Source organism: Micromonospora sp. BQ11 (genome assembly GCF_052068135.1).
GTDB lineage: Bacteria > Actinomycetota > Actinomycetes > Mycobacteriales > Micromonosporaceae > Micromonospora.
The window spans coordinates 135,335-152,373 of record NZ_JBQHDB010000018.1; the positions used below are offsets into that span (position 1 = coordinate 135,335).

The 17,039-nt window shown below is 73.8% G+C and carries 17 protein-coding genes; 11 read left to right on the plus strand and 6 right to left on the minus strand.

The window, feature by feature from the left end:
- Genes ACTMSW_RS28755 through ACTMSW_RS28765 form a run of 3 tightly spaced genes read right to left on the minus strand, consistent with a single transcriptional unit; the run spans position 1 to position 4,145 of the window.
- The gene (locus ACTMSW_RS28755) at positions 1-3,417 is read right to left on the minus strand and encodes an ATP-binding protein (protein WP_441183854.1); all 3,417 of its coding nucleotides are present in this window, start codon (positions 3,415-3,417) and stop codon (positions 1-3) included.
- 37 nt (positions 3,418-3,454) lie between these two features.
- Positions 3,455-3,817 carry a hypothetical protein gene (locus ACTMSW_RS28760; RefSeq protein WP_121401589.1) on the minus strand — a complete coding sequence of 121 codons (363 nt, stop codon included), beginning with the start codon at positions 3,815-3,817 and terminating at the stop codon, positions 3,455-3,457.
- Positions 3,818-3,830: 13 nt separating this feature from the next.
- On the minus strand, positions 3,831-4,145 hold the full coding sequence (locus ACTMSW_RS28765) for a hypothetical protein (RefSeq protein ID WP_441183855.1): 315 nt from the start codon (positions 4,143-4,145) through the stop codon (positions 3,831-3,833).
- A gap of 343 nt (positions 4,146-4,488) precedes the next feature.
- On the opposite strand from ACTMSW_RS28765, the gene folP reads away from it, so the two are divergent.
- The 7 genes from folP (at position 4,489) to ACTMSW_RS28800 (ending at position 9,091) form a co-directional block, all read left to right on the plus strand.
- Positions 4,489-5,370: a dihydropteroate synthase gene (gene folP, locus ACTMSW_RS28770; RefSeq protein WP_441183856.1), complete on the plus strand. Its 882-nt coding sequence runs from the start codon at positions 4,489-4,491 to the stop codon at positions 5,368-5,370.
- A complete protein-coding gene (gene folB, locus ACTMSW_RS28775; protein WP_441183857.1) occupies positions 5,367-5,732 on the plus strand; it encodes a dihydroneopterin aldolase in 366 nt (121 codons plus the stop codon). The genes folP and folB overlap by 4 nt, the downstream gene beginning before the upstream one ends.
- Positions 5,729-6,256 carry a 2-amino-4-hydroxy-6-hydroxymethyldihydropteridine diphosphokinase gene (gene folK / locus ACTMSW_RS28780; protein ID WP_441183859.1) on the plus strand — a complete coding sequence of 176 codons (528 nt, stop codon included), beginning with the start codon at positions 5,729-5,731 and terminating at the stop codon, positions 6,254-6,256. Before folB ends, folK begins: the two co-directional genes overlap by 4 nt.
- A gap of 19 nt (positions 6,257-6,275) precedes the next feature.
- On the plus strand, positions 6,276-6,800 hold the full coding sequence (locus ACTMSW_RS28785) for a DUF3180 domain-containing protein (RefSeq protein ID WP_441183860.1): 525 nt from the start codon (positions 6,276-6,278) through the stop codon (positions 6,798-6,800).
- A gap of 115 nt (positions 6,801-6,915) precedes the next feature.
- Positions 6,916-8,124 (plus strand): ABC transporter permease, encoded by a 1,209-nt coding sequence (locus ACTMSW_RS28790; protein ID WP_441183861.1) that lies wholly within the window; start codon positions 6,916-6,918, stop codon positions 8,122-8,124.
- Between the two features lie 107 nt (positions 8,125-8,231).
- Entirely contained in the window at positions 8,232-8,543 is a 312-nt protein-coding gene (locus ACTMSW_RS28795; RefSeq protein WP_441183862.1) for a hypothetical protein, read from the plus strand.
- A gap of 59 nt (positions 8,544-8,602) precedes the next feature.
- The gene (locus ACTMSW_RS28800; protein WP_441183863.1) at positions 8,603-9,091 is read left to right on the plus strand and encodes a hypothetical protein; all 489 of its coding nucleotides are present in this window, start codon (positions 8,603-8,605) and stop codon (positions 9,089-9,091) included.
- Positions 9,092-9,119: 28 nt separating this feature from the next.
- Here ACTMSW_RS28800 and ACTMSW_RS28805 read toward each other — a convergent pair whose 3' ends face one another.
- Positions 9,120-10,139, minus strand: coding sequence for an ABC transporter ATP-binding protein (locus ACTMSW_RS28805; protein WP_441183864.1), 1,020 nt, complete (start codon positions 10,137-10,139; stop codon positions 9,120-9,122).
- A gap of 2 nt (positions 10,140-10,141) precedes the next feature.
- Between ACTMSW_RS28805 and ACTMSW_RS28810 the strand changes: the two genes are divergently transcribed.
- From ACTMSW_RS28810 to ACTMSW_RS28825, 4 genes are all read left to right on the plus strand, one after another.
- A complete protein-coding gene (locus tag ACTMSW_RS28810) occupies positions 10,142-10,831 on the plus strand; it encodes an ABC transporter permease (protein ID WP_441183865.1) in 690 nt (229 codons plus the stop codon).
- Positions 10,828-11,550, plus strand: coding sequence for an ABC transporter permease (locus ACTMSW_RS28815; protein ID WP_441183867.1), 723 nt, complete (start codon positions 10,828-10,830; stop codon positions 11,548-11,550). Before ACTMSW_RS28810 ends, ACTMSW_RS28815 begins: the two co-directional genes overlap by 4 nt.
- 157 nt (positions 11,551-11,707) lie before the next feature.
- Entirely contained in the window at positions 11,708-12,712 is a 1,005-nt protein-coding gene (locus ACTMSW_RS28820) for a glycine betaine ABC transporter substrate-binding protein (RefSeq protein WP_441183868.1), read from the plus strand.
- A 151-nt stretch (positions 12,713-12,863) separates the two neighbouring features.
- On the plus strand, positions 12,864-14,732 hold the full coding sequence (locus ACTMSW_RS28825; RefSeq protein WP_441183869.1) for a hypothetical protein: 1,869 nt from the start codon (positions 12,864-12,866) through the stop codon (positions 14,730-14,732).
- A gap of 21 nt (positions 14,733-14,753) precedes the next feature.
- On the opposite strand, the gene ACTMSW_RS28830 is transcribed toward ACTMSW_RS28825, so the two are convergent.
- Together ACTMSW_RS28830 and ACTMSW_RS28835 are read right to left on the minus strand one after the other, a co-directional pair.
- Complete coding sequence (locus ACTMSW_RS28830; protein ID WP_441183870.1) at positions 14,754-15,920, minus strand: NADH-quinone oxidoreductase subunit D; 1,167 nt, start codon at positions 15,918-15,920, stop codon at positions 14,754-14,756.
- Entirely contained in the window at positions 15,917-17,017 is a 1,101-nt protein-coding gene (locus ACTMSW_RS28835; protein ID WP_441183871.1) for an SAM-dependent methyltransferase, read from the minus strand. The genes ACTMSW_RS28830 and ACTMSW_RS28835 overlap by 4 nt, the downstream gene beginning before the upstream one ends.
- Positions 17,018-17,039 lie beyond the last annotated feature (22 nt).

The following is a 17,039-nucleotide window of genomic DNA, read 5'->3' on the forward strand; positions in this document are numbered from 1 at the left end:
TCACGCCTCCAGATCCGGTAGGACGGACGGCAGCACCCCGGCCGCCGCGGCGATGGCCGCCGGTGTGGTGTCCAGGTGCTCCAGGAGGCCCTCGACGTACGAGACGTCGACCCGGACCTTCTGCACCCGCCCGTCGACGTCACGCATCACGAACTCGCGGAAGCCGAGCCGGGTGGCGGAGGTCGCGTCGGCGGTCGAGAGGGAGGCGAGGGTCGCCTCGTAGCCGTCGTTGACCGGTACGCGCAGGAGCCGCAGCGCCTCGGAGGCGATCTCGGCGTCCTCGGCGATCCGGCCGACGAAGACGGTGGAGACCAGGTTCTGCACGTCGAGGCCGAGGATGTCCTTCGGGTTCTGCGAGGCGACCAGCGCCGCCAGATTCCACTTCCGGGAGTCCCGGGCGAGCCGGACCAGGAAGGAGCGGCCGGAGCGCCAGCCCTCCATGAAGTGCGCCTCGTCCAGGCCGACGAGCTTTCGGGACGACATCGACCCGCCGTAGCAGCGACGGACGGCGAGCCGGTGCGCGGTGTGCAGCATCGGCAGGGCGAGGGCTTCCTCGGCGGACCAGTACTCGCGCTCGATCTTGAGGTCGGGCAGCCGCAGCCCGGCCATGGTGATGACGGTGAGGGCGGCGTCGGCGCCCAGCAGCCCTTCCGGCGGCCGGCCGAAGAAGAGCATCGCCAACGGCATCTCGGCGGTGTCGAGCAGCAGGTTGGCCAGCTCGCGCCCGGCGTCGTCGTCGAGTTGCGCGAGGCAGGTGACGACGTCGTCCAGCGTGGACGTCTCCTCCGCCGGCACCTGGCGTACGGCGTGCCGGAACAGGGTCGCCGTGGATGCCTCCCGGGCCACCTGTGGTGGCACCAGCATCATGCAGATGTCCTGCACGAGCATGCGGCGTTCGGCTCGCGCGTTGGAGACCGCGATCTCGAACTCCCGGTCGCCCGACGCGCCGGTGCCGAACTCGCTGCGCAGTGGGGTGGGGATCAGCGAGTACGGCGCCAGGGTGCCGTGCTCGGAGCCGGTGAGGTTGAGCACCCGGGCGTACGGGCGCAGCTCCGGCATCGCGCAGAGGCGGGCCAGCGGGCCGGACGGGTCGAGCAGGGTCACCTGGACGCCGCGCCGGGCGGCGAGGTAGCCCAGGGCGCCGAGCAGGGTGGACTTGCCACCGCCCGGTTCGGCCACGAAGACCGCCAGGCCGGAGCGTTCCCGCACCTCCATGGGGAAGTGCAGGTCGAGGAAGACGGGCCGGCGACAGGTGCCGGCGGTACGCCCGATGAGGTCGCCCCGCCGGTCGCCGACGGTGGAGGCGGCCTGCGGAAGGGCCGCGGCGAGCAGGTTGACCGGCATCCGGCGGACGTAGCCGGTGTTGGCGATCGGCTCGCCGGGGATGAACTCGCGGGCCAGCCAGTCCTGGTTCTTCGGGTGCTGCAGGGAGATGCGCAGCTCGCGGGAGTAGAGCTGGATCAGCCGGCGGGCCCGTTCCAGGCATTCCTCGCGGGTGCGCCCGCCGACGGCGATCCGGTGCCAGCCGTGGGCGCGGGCGGAGTCGACCGGGAGGCCGGTGGTCATCTCGTCGCCGATCACGAGTGCCCGCTTGGCCAGCCGTTCCAGCTCGGGCGGCGCGTCGATGCCGTGCTCGGCGTAGTCGAGCTGCTGCGAGCGGATCATCCGGAGCCGGTGCTCCAGGTTACGGAAGGAGTCGCCGGAGCCGAGGATGTCGACCCGGGTGGAGATTTCCATCGGCCAGGGCAGCCGCTCGTGGAAGTGCAGCCACGGCTCGTGCCGCTCGGGAATCTCCAGCGGCTCCATCCGACCCACGGCGAGTACGGCGACGTGCCGTTCCTCGCCGGTCATCCGGTTGACCAGCTTGACGGTCGAGCCGTACGGGGTGCGGTAGCGCTCGACCTGCTCGGTGAGGGCCAGCAGGTCGCCGCGGTCCCAGCGCCCGTCGCCGACCGGGGAGAGCGTGCCGGGCGGTGCCATGCACAGCGCGACCGATCGGTAGAGCAGCCACTCCAGTTCCTTGGCGGTGACCCGTCGTCCGCGCATCCCGAACGCGCCGAGCACCTCGTCGAACTGCTCCACGGTGCGGCCGAGCCTGCGCCGCTCGCCCTCGGCGACGCCGCGACCGAAGGTGCGCAGCAGCCGCTCGGTGAGCGAGTCGCCGAGGGACCGCCGGGCGAAGGTGACGCCCAGGTAGGTCTGCCCCTCGGCGTGGTTGACCGACATCAGGTGCCGCTGTGCCGCGACCAGGTGGTCGGCCCAGCCCTGGGTGCCCGGCACGTCGGGCAGGGGTTTGGCCGTGTGGGCGTCGATCGTGCGCGCCCACTCGTCGGCGGGGAAGGGGCGGGTGGTCCGGCGCAGGTGCAGCCGGAAGCCGGCCAGGCCCGCGTACTGCTCGGAGATCGCGGAGAGCAGGGCCTCCCGCTCGGCGTCCGGCCGGAACGCCCAGCGCACCTCGGGCAGCCAGTACCACGCGGTGACGGTGTTGGGGGTGAAGGTCAGGTGGCCGGCGATCTCGGTGATGGCCAGCTCGACGGCGGGGTCACGGTCACCGAACTTGATCTTCGGTGCCTTGACCCGAACCGGCTTGGTGGGGCGGTCGCGGCGGTCGGCCGAGCGCTGGCGCGGTGGTGTGACCTCGCGGCCGGGGGACCGGTCGGGGAGGGTGCCGCCGCGGGGCGGCCGCTCGGCCGCGACCCTGGCCGGATCCGGATTCGCGGCCGGCGGGTTGAGCGCGGGCAGGCGGTCGCCGGCCTGGTGCGGCACCCGGGGTGCGGCCGTCGGCGGCGCCTCGTACGCGTCGTCCGGGTCGAGCCGGTGCGTCGGCCCGTCCCCCGGCCCGCCGGCCTCCACCGGCAGCGGTTGGAGAGCCGCCCGGGACGCCTGCTGGGGCGGGGTCGACCGGCCGACCGTCGAGAGGTCCTGGGTGTACGGAGGCGGGTTCTGGGTCCGCAGGGGGGCGGTCGGTGTCCGGGGCGGCTCGGCGGGGCGGGCCGCCTCGGCGGGCTGGACGGGTTGCCGGGGCGGCGGGGGTAGCGGCGCCTCGACCCGTGCGGGCGGGGTGGCAACCGGCTCGTCGATGGTCGGCTGCTGCGGGATCGTGCGTGACTCCCGGGCCGGCGTCGACGGCGACGCGCCTGCCGGTCGGGTCCCGCCGAACAGGTCGAGGAAGGGGGAGTCGATGTCCGCGTTGTCCATGGTGGAGGGCGTCGGATCGGGTGCCGGGGTGCGCCGGGTCACGGGCCGGGGTGCCTGGAAGACGCCGACGCCGCCCTGACCGGGCGTGGTCACCAGCGCCTGGTCGAGCACGATCTCGTCCAGCTCCGGATCGTCAGCGTAGTCGTACGAACGCACACGGTCACCGTTCGGGCCGGCCGGACGTCCGGCCGGGGAGCCCGGCGTGGAAGAGCGACTCATTCGACCGCCTCACCCGCGTCGTTCCACTTACGCCCGGTCATGCCAGTTCCTCCCGGATCCTGATCCGGCTGCCGACCAGGCGGGGATCCCGCTGCTCGGCGGCCGGCTCCCGCGTGCGTCGCCAGTCGGTCAGCGCGGTGCGGATCACCATGCGCGCCGGCCGGTCCGGGTCGACGTACCGGAAGATGAACGAGGTGCTCACGATGGCGAGCGCGATCTCCCACGCGGGGAAGAGCTCGACCTGGAACGTGAACAACCAGTGGATGAACATGTAGAGGGGGACGAGCAGCATGAAGAGCCCGTACTGGGCGTACGGCAGGTGGACCGGAAGGGTGTAGCCGGGCGGCCCGAGGTAGACCAGGCGGGCCCGGTAGATGTCGTCGTCGGTGCGCAGCCGCATCTCGTGCCCGCGCCTATTCGAAGATCAGGTCGATCAGGTAGTCGCCGATGAAGAACAGGGTGGCGGCCCCGGCGATGAAGGCCAACCCGACGATCGCGATCGCGGAGCTGGTGAGGACCTTGGAGATCTCACCCCGGCTGGCCCTGCCGATGAAGATCACGCCCAGGACGGCGAGCAGGATCGGGGCGATCTTGCTGGCGAAGAAGGTGACGACACCCTCGGTGTCGATGCCCTTCGGCGCCGGCTCGGCGAGCGGTGCCGACACCAGGGTGGAGAGCGCATGGGCGACGCCGGACGACGCCGTCTCCATCAGCTCGATGGCGATCACTGGAACCTCCCCAAGTCGCGGCCGGCGGAGCCGCGTGGTGCAGTAGGCATGCCTGGCGGGAATGGTGCTCACTCTGCGCAGCGCTGGCGACGCTGCGTTCGTCACTCACCACGGTCAGTGGCGAGCTTTGGGCGGATTTTCCCGCTTCGGCCCTCCCTCCAGGCTTCGCCATCTCGATGCCGGGCAATTCCAAAGCGTACGGCCACCCACTGATTGCGACAACCCGCGAAGAGTCTGCCCGATACGACCCGGACGACCGATCGTACACCTGTTCTAATTGGCATGTCAGCACCCCTGGCCAAGGGCTGTCCGGGGCGGTCGCGACGACCGGTACGGTCTAGTCGTGACCGATCTGGTACTGGCTCCGACCCCGGTGGTGATGGGCGTCCTCAACGTCACGCCCGACTCCTTCTCCGACGGCGGACGGTACGCCGACCTCGATGCCGCCGTCGGACACGGCGTGCGGCTGCGGGCCGAGGGTGCCCACCTGGTGGACGTCGGCGGCGAGTCGACCCGGCCGGGTGCCGACCGGATCGACGCGGAGACCGAGGCGAGCCGGGTCCTGCCGGTGGTCCGGGAGCTGGCCGCGGCCGGCGTACCGGTCAGCATCGACACCAGCCGGGCCTCCGTCGCCGAGGCGGCGCTCGCCGCCGGGGCGGTCGTGGTCAACGACGTCTCCGGTGGACTCGCCGACCCGGACATGGCCCGGGTCGTCCGGGACGCGGGCTGTCCCTGGGTGCTCATGCACTGGCGGGGACACTCGCGCCACATGGGCGAGCTGGCCCGCTACGGCGACGTCGTCGCCGACGTCCGCGCCGAACTCGCCGAGCGTGTCGACGAGGCGTTGCGCGCGGGCGTCGCCGCCGACCGGATCGTCATCGACCCGGGCCTCGGTTTCGCCAAGACCGCGGAGCACAACTGGGAACTCAGCGCGCGGCTGCCGGAGCTGCTCGACCTCGGCTTCCCCGTGCTGTTCGCCGCGAGCCGGAAGTCGTACCTGGGTCGGCTCCTCGCCGGTCCCGACGGCACACCCCGACCGACCGCGGGCCGGGAGGTGGCCACCGTCGCCACCACCCTGCTCGCGGTGGCGGCCGGCGCCTGGGGCGTACGCGTGCACGACGTCCGTGCCACCACGGACGCCCTCGCGGTCTGGCAGGCGACCGGCCGGCCGCACCTGGCCGCGACGCGGGGAGCGGTCACCGCCCGACAAGGAGGAGAACGGTGAGCGACCGGATCCAGCTGACCGGCCTGCGCGCGCACGGCCGGCACGGGGTGTACGACTTCGAACGGGAGCAGGGACAGGACTTCGTCGTCGACGTCGTCCTGGAGCTGGACCTCGGCCCGGCCGCGCGCTCCGACGACGTGGCCGACACCGTGCACTACGGTGAGCTGGCCGAACGCCTCGTCGCGGTCGTGACCGGCGAGCCGGTCAACCTGATCGAGACGCTCGCCGACCGGCTGCTGACGGTCTGCCTGGCCGACGGGCGGGTGGGCGCCGCCACGGTCACCGTGCACAAGCCGGAGGCGCCGGTACCGCACACCTTCACCGACGTGGCCGTCACCATGACCCGGACGCGTGACCGGTGAGCCGGGCCGTGCTGTCGCTCGGCAGCAATCTCGGCGACCGGTTGCACCACCTGCGCTGCGCCGTGGCGGAGTTCGGCGACGCCGTCCGCGTGGTGTCCGGGGTGTACGAGACTCCACCGTGGGGGGACACCGACCAGCCCGCGTACCTCAACGCGGTGCTGCTGGCGGAGGATCCCGGCGCCGGGCCGTACGACTGGCTGGAGCGGGCCCGCGGCGCGGAGCGGGCGGCGGGCCGCGAGCGTGACCCCGCGCGGCGCTTCGGGCCCCGCACCCTGGACGTGGACGTGATCGCGGTCTGGGGAGCGGACGGCAAGCCGGTGCTCAGCGACGACGAGGAGCTGACCCTGCCGCATCCCCGCGCGCACCTGCGGGCGTTCGTGCTGCGGCCATGGATCGACATCCAGCCCTACGGGCGGCTGCCCGGGCACGGCTGGCTCACCGACCTGCTCACCACCGGCCCGGCCGCCGAGGACGCCCTGGACGTGCGTCCCCGTCCCGATCTGACGCTAGAGTCGACGGCATGACCGAGTGGAGCCGGCGGGCATGACGCAGGCGCAGTCCCCGCCGCCCGGCCCCGGCCGGATGGGCCCCACCCGGGCGTCCACGTTGGTGGTCGCCGGCCTCGCCGCCGCCGCGGTGGCCTGGCTGCTGATCAGCGTCCTCTACTACGACTACCTGCCGGACCTGCCCTGGCTGCCGGTGGTGATCCTGGCGGCGCTGGCCGTGCTGGAGGCGTACGCGGCGGTCAACACCCGGGGGCGGATCGAGCGCAAACCGGGCCGTGACCCGGTGAACCCGCTGCTCGTCGCCCGGTTCGTGGTGCTCGCGAAGGCGTCCTCCCTGGCCGCCGCCATCTTCGCCGGGTTCTACGGCGGTCTGGCGGCGTGGCTCTTCCTGGAATCCACCGAGGCCGCCGTGGACGACCGGCCGACCGCCCTCGGCGGGATGCTCGCCGCATTGGCGCTGGTCGCTGCGGCGCTGTGGCTGGAACGCTCCTGCCGGGTGCCGGAGCGCCCCGACGACGAGCGCGAGGCCGACGAGCGCGAGAGCCCGTCCGGCCCGCGCTGACCAGGGGGTTACGCCACGCTCCGGGGCGCGGGTACGGTGCCTGCGACCGGAGAGCAACGGCCGCCCCCGGTCCGCCCGCGCGTCGGACTGGACGCGGCCACGTGGGAGGCGGCGCATGAGTTACGACGAACCGGGGCGGGCCGCGCCCGGCGAGTCCTCGTCGACGATCCCCGCCGCCGTCCTGGAGAACGTGTTCGACGATCCCGCCCACGGCGAGCCCGGCCGGGACCGGCTCGTCGTGCACCTCGTCTGGGAGACCCTGCTCCTCGTCGCGCTCGGAGCCGGCGCCTACCTCCTCTGGCAGGAGGCGCCGGACACGGTTCGCGGCGACGGGCTGCGTGGCCTGCTGACCGACGTGGTGGTGCTCGGGCTGCTCACCCTGGCCGCCGGCCTGAGTCTGCGGACCGCCACGGTGAACCTGGCGATCGGTCCGGTCGCCGTCGCCGCCGCGCTGCACATGGCCGAGCAGGGCGACCGCGGCCTGACCGCCGCCGTCGGCCCGGCCCTCGCCGTCGCCACGCTCGGCGGCCTGGTGCTCGCCCTCGTCGTGGTGGTCCTGCACGTGCCCGCCTGGGCCGCCGGTCTGGCCGGCGCGGCCGGGGTGGTCGTCTACGTCGAGCAGCGAACCGGCCCGGTCCTGCCGCAGGGCACGTACGACCCGGAGCGGGACGCGCTCCCGCTGTTCGTGGGCTTCGCGGCCGTCGCCGTGCTCGGGGGCGTGTTCGGCGCGGTGCGGGCGGTGCGCCGGATGGTCGGCCGGTTCCGGCCGGTCGTCGACCCCGCCCGCCGCCGGGGGTTCGTGGCGGCGCTCGTCGCCGTCGGCGCGATCGTCGGCTCGACCGTGCTGGCGACGCTGGCCGGGCTGCTCCTCGCCACCGCCGACGCGGGCCCGGTGACACCCGGGACCGGATTCGACTGGACGGTGCTCGCCGTCGGCACGTCACTGCTCGCCGGCACCAGCGCGTACGGCCGGCGCGGCGGGATCTTCGGCACGCTGCTCGCGGTCAGCCTGGTCACGGTCGTCCTGGCGTACGCCGACGCGCGGGACTGGACGGTGGACCGGTGGGCGCTGGGAGCGGTGACGCTGGGAATCGGGCTGGTGGTCACCCGGGTGGTCGAGGCGTACGGGCGGCCGGCCTCGGCGCCCGATCCCGTTCCCGCCCTGGACGGCCGGATCAGCTCCGGCTGGACGGTGCCCCGCGCCGACCCGCCCGCCACCTGGCCGCCCGCGCTGCCGGAGCGCTCCGCCGAGGAGCCGGTCGACCCATGGGACGTCGCCCGCTGGGAGACCGGCCCGCGCCGGTGGGACACCGAGGACCGCTGAGCCGGCGAGTCGTCGCGACCGCCGACCGCCGACGGGTACGCCGACGGCGGCTGCCCGGCGTCGCGTCCGTCAGGCCGGAAACGATCTCGGCGGTTAGGCTCGGCGACATGACCGACACACCATCGACCTCGGCCGGCCGCTCGTTCGCCGAACTCGACGCCCTTCCCACCGAGGAGCTGCGCGAGCAGGCGTTCACGGTCGCTCGGGAGCGCCGCGACGTGGGCTTCTTCTGGTCGGTGTTGCGGCACCTGCCGAACGCGGACGAGGCGGAGGCACTGGACGGGGCGCCCAACTCGATCGGCCCGACCATCGACGAGGCGGCGGCGCTGTGGCGGGAACTGACCGGTCACGGCTACGAGGAGTCGGCGCCGCTGCTGCGGGCCGCCTTCATCGACTACCTGATGAAGCACCCTCGGTGAGGCGCTGACCGGCGTCCCGGAGGTTTGCGCGCCCCGGCCGGTCGGGAACTGAGCCGATCATGGCGCTCACCAACGGGACGCGGTCCGTTCCCCGCTACGGGACCGCGGCGGGCACCGGCGCGCTGGCGGCGCTCATCCTGGTCGGCGTCTGCGGCAGCCCGGCGTACGTGGGTTGGGCCGGCACGTCCACCGACGCGAACTCGGCCGCCGGGTGGTTCCTCCGACTGCTGGCCTGGCCGGCCTGGTCGTTCGACACCACCGAACCGGTCGCCACGAATCTGCGGGCCGTGCTGCTGGTGGTCCTCGCGGCGGTCTTCCTCTGGCTGCTACCCGCCTCGCAGGTCGCCCGCGTGCCCGGATCGGCCAGCCAGTTCTTCACCGGGTGGGCCGCGTACGTGCTGGCCAGCGGCTTCGCGTCGCTCCTCGCCGTGTTCGTGGCGCCGGACCCGAGCCTGCTGGTCGCCATCCAGTCCGCCGGAACCGGTGCCACGTACGGCTTCCTCGCCGGCTGGATCATCGGCACGGCGAGTCTCGGCGGACGGGCCTGACGCCGTCCCGACCACCCGGTCGGTCCTCTCAGCCGGCTGCCGGCTTCCCGTCGACGGCACGCCCGAGGTCGAGCAGCCGGGTCCGGGTCAGCACACCCACCGGCCGGTCCGCGTCGGTCACCACCACCCGGTCGGTCGCCGAGGTCAGCAGCGCGCCCAACGCGTCGTACGCGGAGCCGCCCAGCGGGACGGTGGGCAGCCCGTCGACACCGGTGGTGGGCAGCGGCTCGACCGTCTCCCGGGTGAGCGGGGTGACCACCAGCCGGCGGATGCCCCGGTCCGCGCCGACGAACTCGCGGACGAACGGCGTGGCCGGCGAGCCGAGCACGGCGGCGGGGGTGTCGTACTGCTCCAGGTGGCCGCCCTGGGAGAGCACGGCGATGCGGTCGCCGAGCCGGACGGCCTCGTCGAGGTCGTGGGTGACCAGGACGATCGTCTTGCGGACCTCGGCCTGCAAGCGGAGGAACTCCTCCTGGAGGCGGGTCCGGACGATCGGGTCGACGGCGGAGAACGGCTCGTCCATCAGCAGCACCACCGGGTCGGCGGCGAGCGCCCGGGCCACCCCGACCCGCTGGCGCTGCCCGCCGGACAGCTCGTGCGGGTATCGGCGGCCGAACTGTGCCGGGTCCAGACCGACCAGCTCCAGCAGTTCCGCGACCCGTTCCCGGCTGCGCTCGCGCGGCCAGCCGAGCAGCTGCGGCACGGTGGCGACGTTGGCGCTGACCGTCTGGTGTGGGAAGAGGCCGACGTTCTGGATCACGTACCCGATGCGGCGGCGCAGCCGTACCGGGTCGACGCGCGTGACGTCCTCCCCGCCGAGCAGTATCCGGCCACCGGTCGGTTCGATCAGGCGGTTGACCATCCGCAGCACGGTCGACTTGCCGCAGCCCGAGGGACCGATCAGCACCACGAGTTCCCCGGCGGCGATGTCCAGGGACAACTCACGGACCGCCTCGGTCCCGTCGGGGTACCGCTTGCCGATCCCGTCGAGCGAGATCGACGCCGCACGCGGCCCCGCGCCGGTGATGGTTCCCGGGGTAGCGTCCACTCATGTCCTTCCGCCTGAGCTACCGGGCAGACCCGGGTAACCCGTGGTTCTCCTGGCAGTACGCGCGGGACAACTCTGACACGATCCTCGCCGCCGTGCGGGACCACACGTGGTTGACCGCCCGCGCGGTGTTGATCGCGGCGCTGATCGCGCTTCCTCTCGCCGTGGCCGCGCACTGGTTCCGGGGGCTCGCCGGCCCGATCGTGGCGTTCACCGGCGTGCTCTACACGATCCCGTCGCTGGCGCTCTTCGCGTTCATCGCCCCCTACCTGGGCATCGGCGCAATCACCGTCCTCACCGTGGTGGTGCTCTACGCGTTGCTGGTGATCGTCCGCAACGCGATCGCCGGGCTCAACCAGGTGCCCCCCGAGGTACGCGAGGCGGCGGAGGGGATGGGTTACGGTCGCTGGGGCCGGCTGTTCCGCATCGAGCTGCCTCTCGCCCTGCCCGGCATCCTGACCGGGCTGCGACTGGCCACGGTCTCCACGGTGGCGCTGGTGACCGTCGGGGTGGTGATCGGGCGTGGCGGCCTCGGGCAGATCATCTTCGCCGGTTTCCAGAACAACTTCTACAAGCAGCAGATCATGACCGGGACGCTGCTCTGCGTCCTGCTCGCGCTGGTGCTCGACCTGGTCCTGGCGGGGGTCGGCCGCCTGCTCACGCCCTGGCTGCGGCGCGGGAGGCCGGCGTGAATCCGATCGAGGCGGCGGTGCGCTGGCTCAACGACCCGCTGAACTGGACCAACCCCGGCGGCATCCTGGACCGGCTCGGCGAGCACCTGTCGCTGTCGGCGGCGGCGGTGGCGCTCGGTTGCCTGATCGCCTGGCCGATCGGCCTGTGGCTGGGCCACACCGGCCGGGGCGGCGGGCTGGTGGTGCTCATCGCCAACGTCACCCTCGCCATCCCCACCCTCGCCCTGCTCACCATCCTTCCGCTGACCTTCCTCGGGTTCGGCCGACCCTCGGTGGTGGTGGCGCTCGCCGTGTTCGCGGTGCCGCCGCTGCTCGCCAACGCGTACACCGGGGTGCGGCAGGTCGACCCGGAGGCACGGGACGCCGCCCGCGGGATGGGTTTCTCCGGTTGGCAGCTGCTGCGCCGGGTCGAGCTGCCCCTGGCGGTGCCGTACCTGGCGGCCGGGTTCCGGACGGCGGCCGTGCAGGTGGTGGCCACCGCCGCGCTGGCGTCCTTCGTGAACGGCGGCGGGCTCGGTCAGATCATCCGTGCCGGGTTCGGGCTGGACATCGCCGCCGGCCGCGGCCAGATCCTCGCCGGCGGGCTCCTGGTCGCCGGGCTGGCCGTCCTGGTGGAGCTGGTCCTCGCCCTGGTCGAGCGCCTGGTGACGCCGCGCCCGCTGCGCGCCACGCGGCGGCGGGCGAACCGCCGTGCGGCCGACGCGGTGGCCGGCACCTGAACGCTCCCGTGACGATCCGGTGACAAACCTCGCCCCAGGTTGTCGGTCCCGTGTGAAAGATGTTGGGTGGGAAGTCGCGGGCGGCCGGACGGACGATCGCCCGTCGGACACGCGGCCGGCCCGAACGGGTCGCGCCGGGACACGGAAGGCGGGCATCATGCGCGCACGTACACGTCTGGCGGTCGGCGCCGTCGGGGCCCTCGCCGCCGCCGGGCTGCTCACCGGCTGCGGCGATGCCGGCTCGTCCGGCACCGACGCCCCGCAGCAGGGCGCCTCCGGCGCCGGCTGCGCCCCGGTGGCCGGCGACAAGCTGGTCGCCCTCGACGACGACAAGAAGCTGCAGAACACCGACAACATCATCCCGGCGGTCAATGCGGACGCGGCGAACCCGCAGCTCCTCGCCGCGCTGGACAAGGTCTCGGCGACGCTCGACACGCCGAAGCTGATCGCGCTCAACAAGGCCGTCGACGTCGACCGGAAGTCGCCCGAGGTCGCCGCGACCGAGTTCGCCACCGCCAACAACCTGACCGCTGGCATCGCGAAGGGCCCGGGCGGCCCGGTCACGGTCGGCGCCGCCAACTTCAGCGAGAGCCAGACCCTCGCCGAGCTCTACAAGATCGCGCTGACCGCCGCCGGTTACCAGGTCAAGGTGCAGCAGATCGGCAGCCGGGAGCTGTACGAGCCGGCGCTGGAGAAGGGCGAGATCCAGGTCGTGCCGGAGTACGCGGCGACCATGGCCGAATTCCTCAACACCAAGGCCAACGGGCAGAACGCCCAGCCCGTCTCCTCGCCGGAGCTGGACAAGACGGTCACCGCGCTCAAGGCCGCCGGCGACAAGGCCGGGCTGGTCTTCGGCGCCCCCTCCGCCGCCCAGGACCAGAACGCGTTCGCCGTCACGACCGCGTTCGCCGACAAGTACGGCGTGCGTACGCTGTCCGACCTGGCCGCGAAGTGCTCCGGCCAGGCCACCGTGCTGGCCGGTCCGCCGGAGTGCCCGCAGCGGCCGAAGTGCCAGGCCGGTCTGGTCGAGGTCTACGACTTCAAGGCCGGTTCGTTCAGCTCGCTGGACGCGGGTGGCCCGCAGACCAAGAACGCGCTGAAGACCGGTGCGGCCAGCGTCGGCCTCGTCTTCTCCTCGGACGCGGCGCTCGCGGCCGGCTGATCCCACCGCGTCGGCCGGTCACCGACGGGCCTCAGGGGCCCGGTGACCGGCCGACGCCGTTTCCGGTCCGGCCGGTCGACGGCCGCCGAACTCCACGGCCGGCCGGCGCAACCGTTCCCTGCCGGCGCAACTCTCGGTAGGCTACACACCCATGCCCGCCCCGGTTGTCTCTGACGACAAGCGTCATCCGCCGCTCCTGACCACCCTCTTCTGGGTGGGCGTGGCCCTCGCGCCGGTGGCGGCGCTGATCCTGCTCGTCGCCGACGGTAACGGCCCCCTCCGGTTCGCGGCCGTGCTCGCCATCCTCGCCGTGGTGCTCATCGGCCTGTCGATCGCGCTGCGCGCCGAGGGCGGTCAGGCCATCGCCGAGGAACTGCGCGAGGAGATCGACGAGCTTCGGCGCGAGCTGCGCGGGGAGATCGTCGCCGCTGCCCAACGCGGCAACCAGGCGATCGACCAGGCCCAGCGCGCCCACGAGGCGGTGGGTGCGCTCCGGCGGCGGATGGACGCGGCCGCCGCCGCGCTGGTCGTCGCCGACGAGCCGGCGGACGCCGGCCGGGCCCGGGTGGCCGCGGCCGAGCCGACGGACGATGCCGCCGGTCGTGCCCGCATCCCGTCCCGCGGCGAGGCGTGGCGCGCCGACCGGGACGACGCGGACGAGCCGCGCCCGCCCCAGCCCGCCCCGCGCGCCGAGCGGCCGGCCCCCGGGTACGGCGACCGTGCCGCCGGCGGCACGTACGGCGGCGAGCGGGCCGGTGTGTACGGCGGCGACCGTGCCGCCGGCGGCACATACGGCAGGTCGGCCGGCGTACCGACCGGCGACCGACCCGCCGCCGGAGCGGCCGGGGTGTACGGCGCGTGGCCGGCGGAGCACGACAACCAGCCGGCCGCCCGACCCCTCGGTGTGGTCCGGCACACCGAGACGGTGCACGTCACCACCCGCCACACCGTCGTGGACGGAGGAGGACCGGTGGGCGGTGGCACCTCCTACGGCGGCGCCGCCGGACGCCGGTCACCGGCCCCGGAAGACCGGCAGTGGGACGGCCGCGGTGAGACGGACGACCGGACCCGGCCCGCGCACGGGCATCCCGACGACCGCCCCTGGGGCGACCAGGACGACCGCCCCTGGGCCGGTGACGCCGAGCGCGACGACCGCGCGTGGGCCGGCGGCGAGCACGACGACCGCGCGTGGGCAGGCGGCGAGCACGACGACCGCGCGTGGGCAGGCGGCGAGCACGACGACCGCGGGTGGGCCGGCCAGGACGGGACGGATGACCGGTACGGGCGCCACGACGACCGGCAGTGGGGTGCGCCCGTGGACGAGCGTGTCCCGGGCGACCCACGCGAGGACCGCGAACGGCCGGAGCACGACCGGTCCGGCAGACGGCGGGACCACCGCGCCCCCCGGCACGAGCGGTCCGGGGCGGAGCAGCGGGACGAGCGCCCGTGGGCGGGCGGTCGGGTCGGTGAGCAGCGCTGGGACGCACCCGTGGAGCAGCCCGACCGTACGAACGCCCCGGGCGATGACCTGGAGAGCGGGGACTACTGGTCGCAGCTCCGGACCGGGGACCGCTGGGCCTCGGTGCGGGAGGACGACCGGGGTCGCGAGGTACGGGTCGGTGAGCGGCGGGCCGAGGTGCACGCCGACGGGACCGGTACCGAGTACCGGGTGGCGGACCGGTGGGCGGCGGTACGCCGGGAGGAACCTCGCCGCGCCCAGGATCGTCCGGTCCCCGATCGGGGGGACGACGGCTGGCGGGGCGGCTGGTCCGAGCCGGAGAGCCGGCCGGAGCTGCCGGCCGGTGGGGTGCCGGTGCCCGAGGACTGGCGCCCGCCGCGCCAGCGCCAGCGCCAGCCGGAACCGCAGCGCCAGCCGGAACCGCAGCGCCAGCCCGAACCGCAGCGGGCCCACGAGCCGGAGCGGTACGGCCGCCGGCAGGAGGAGCACTACGGTTACCCGCCCCAGGACGACGTGCCCCGCGCCGGTGGCCGTGCCGCCCCCGGTGACCGCTGGCGCTGACCCCGTCCGCCGGACCCCGGTCTACTTGTCGATGTCGCCGACGACGAAGAACATCGAGCCGAGGATGGCGATCAGGTCCGGGACCAGGCAGCCGGGGAGCAGGGTGGCGAGGGCCTGCACGTTGGCGTACGAGGCGGTGCGCAGCTTCAACCGCCACGGCGTCTTCTCGCCCCGGGACACCAGGTAGTAGCCGTTGATGCCGAGGGGGTTCTCGGTCCAGGCGTAGGTGTGCCCCTCGGGTGCCTTGAGCACCTTCGGCAGTCGCGTGTTGATCGGTCCGGTCAGCCGGTCCACCCGGTCCAGGCACTGCTCGGCGAGGTCGAGTGAGGCGTACACCTGGTCGAGCAGCACCTCGAAGCGGGCGTGGCAGTCGCCGGCGGTCTTGGTCACCACCGGCACGTCCAGCTGGTCGTACGCCAGGTAGGGCTCGTCGCGGCGCAGGTCCAGGTCGAGCCCGGAGGCGCGGGCGACCGGCCCGGACGCGCCGAACGCGGCAGCGTCGGCGGCCGACAGCACCCCGACGCCGACGGTGCGGGCCAGGAAGATCTCGTTGCGGCGGATCAGGTTGTCCAGGTCGGGCATGCGCCGCCGTACCTCGGCGATCGCGGTGCGGGCCCGCCCGGTCCAGCCGGCCGGCACCTCCTCCTTGAGGCCGCCCACCCGGTTGTACATGTAGTGGACCCGGCCGCCGGAGACCTCCTCCATCACCGCCTGGAGGGTCTCCCGCTCGCGGAACGCGTAGAAGACCGGCGTGATCGCGCCGATCTCCAGCGGGTACGAGCCGAGGAACATCAGGTGGTTGAGCACCCGGTTCAGCTCGGCGAGGGCCATCCGCAGCCAGGTGGCCCGCTCGGGCACCTCCATGCCCAGCAGCCGTTCGACGGCGAGCACCACGCCCAGCTCGTTGGAGAAGGCCGACAGCCAGTCGTGCCGGTTGGCCAGCACGATGATCTGCCGGTAGTCGCGGACCTCGAACAGCTTCTCCGCACCCCGGTGCATGTAGCCGACGATCGGCTCGGCGGCCACCACCCGCTCGCCGTCGAGCACCAGGCGCAGCCGGAGCACGCCGTGGGTGGACGGGTGCTGTGGTCCGATGTTGAGCACCATGTCGGTGCCGAGCTGGTCCCCGCCCGCGCCGGTGCCGACGGTCAGCTCGCGGAGGTCGGCGTCGGTGGTCATGCCCGTCATCGTGCCACGTGCGGCGCGAGGGCGACGCCGACCGGTTGGCGCAGCCACCAGTGCCCGCCGAGCCCGGCCGGGTCGGTCAGCTCGGCCACCGCCGACGCGGCGGCCAGCGCCCGCACGTACCCCGCCGGGTCACGACCGGCCCGGCTCAGCGGTGGTCGCGCGCCGTCGGCCCCGAGCGCCCGCAGCGCCTCCCGCTGCGGGACCAGGGAGTACGCGCACCGGGCGACCCGCTCACCGGCGGAGGCGACCGAGTCCATGGCGACGTGGGCGGTGACGTCGCACGAGCCGTCCGGCACCGGCGGCACCTGCCGCCCACCCCGGTACCCGGTCAACGACCCGCCGACCGGCCGCCCCGGGAGCAGGTGCCCGTAGTCCACGGCCAGGGCGAGCCCCCGGTCGACGTGGCCCACCGCGTCCGCCCACGCCTCGTCCCGCCCCCGGCCGATCTCCGCCCGCCCCCCGGGGCCCCACCCCGCCACACTGTTGATCAAGGAGTTTGCGTCAGGATTCGGGGTCCCCGGTGACGCAAACTCCTTGATCAACGGGCCCTGGGTGGGGGTGGGGGTGGGGGTGGGGGTGGGCCACCAGTTCGTCAGCCAGTCGACGTCTTCGGGGGTGGTCGGGTGGCCGATTGTCTCGGCTCCGGTGCGGGGGTCGACCAGGAGGTAGTGCCAGCCGTTCCCGGTGTGTACGGCGATGTCCAGTGGGACGTTGTCCAACCATTCGGTGGCGATCAGCAGTCCGGTGATGCCGTCCGGGATCTCGTGCCTCCACGCGATCCGGTCGGGCAGGTGCGCGGGGCGCGGGGCGATTTCGACGGCGGTGGGGCGTATCCGTCGGGCGAGCGGAACCTCCACGGCCTGGAGCAACCCGGCCAGCAGCTCCCCCCGGCCGGCCCCCACGTCCACCACGTCGAGGACCGGTGGGTGACCGAGAGCGGCGTCCACCTGGGCGAGGAGGCGGGACAGGGCGGAGGCAAAGGCCGGGGAGGCGTGCACGCTGGTGCGGAAGTGGTGCGCCGGGCCGGCTCCGGACACGAAGAAGCCCTCCGGGCCGTAGAGCGCCCGGTCCATCGCGTCCCGCCAGCGGATCGACATCAGTTCATCCCTCGTTCAGCGG

Excerpts from the sequence above, each read along its gene's own strand:
- ACTMSW_RS28810 (WP_441183865.1), top strand. The coding sequence starts at position 10,142 with ATGTCCTTCCGCCTGAGCTACCGGGCAGACCCGGGTAACCCGTGGTTC.
- ACTMSW_RS28790 (WP_441183861.1), top strand. The coding sequence starts at position 6,916 with ATGAGTTACGACGAACCGGGGCGGGCCGCGCCCGGCGAGTCCTCGTCG.
- ACTMSW_RS28825 (WP_441183869.1), top strand. The coding sequence starts at position 12,864 with ATGCCCGCCCCGGTTGTCTCTGACGACAAGCGTCATCCGCCGCTCCTG.
- ACTMSW_RS28795 (WP_441183862.1), top strand. The coding sequence starts at position 8,232 with ATGACCGACACACCATCGACCTCGGCCGGCCGCTCGTTCGCCGAACTC.
- ACTMSW_RS28800 (WP_441183863.1), top strand. The coding sequence starts at position 8,603 with ATGGCGCTCACCAACGGGACGCGGTCCGTTCCCCGCTACGGGACCGCG.
- ACTMSW_RS28835 (WP_441183871.1), bottom strand. The coding sequence starts at position 17,017 with ATGTCGATCCGCTGGCGGGACGCGATGGACCGGGCGCTCTACGGCCCG.
- ACTMSW_RS28820 (WP_441183868.1), top strand. The coding sequence starts at position 11,708 with ATGCGCGCACGTACACGTCTGGCGGTCGGCGCCGTCGGGGCCCTCGCC.
- ACTMSW_RS28760 (WP_121401589.1), bottom strand. The coding sequence starts at position 3,817 with ATGCGGCTGCGCACCGACGACGACATCTACCGGGCCCGCCTGGTCTAC.
- ACTMSW_RS28755 (WP_441183854.1), bottom strand. The coding sequence starts at position 3,417 with ATGAGTCGCTCTTCCACGCCGGGCTCCCCGGCCGGACGTCCGGCCGGC.
- ACTMSW_RS28785 (WP_441183860.1), top strand. The coding sequence starts at position 6,276 with ATGACGCAGGCGCAGTCCCCGCCGCCCGGCCCCGGCCGGATGGGCCCC.
- ACTMSW_RS28830 (WP_441183870.1), bottom strand. The coding sequence starts at position 15,920 with ATGACGGGCATGACCACCGACGCCGACCTCCGCGAGCTGACCGTCGGC.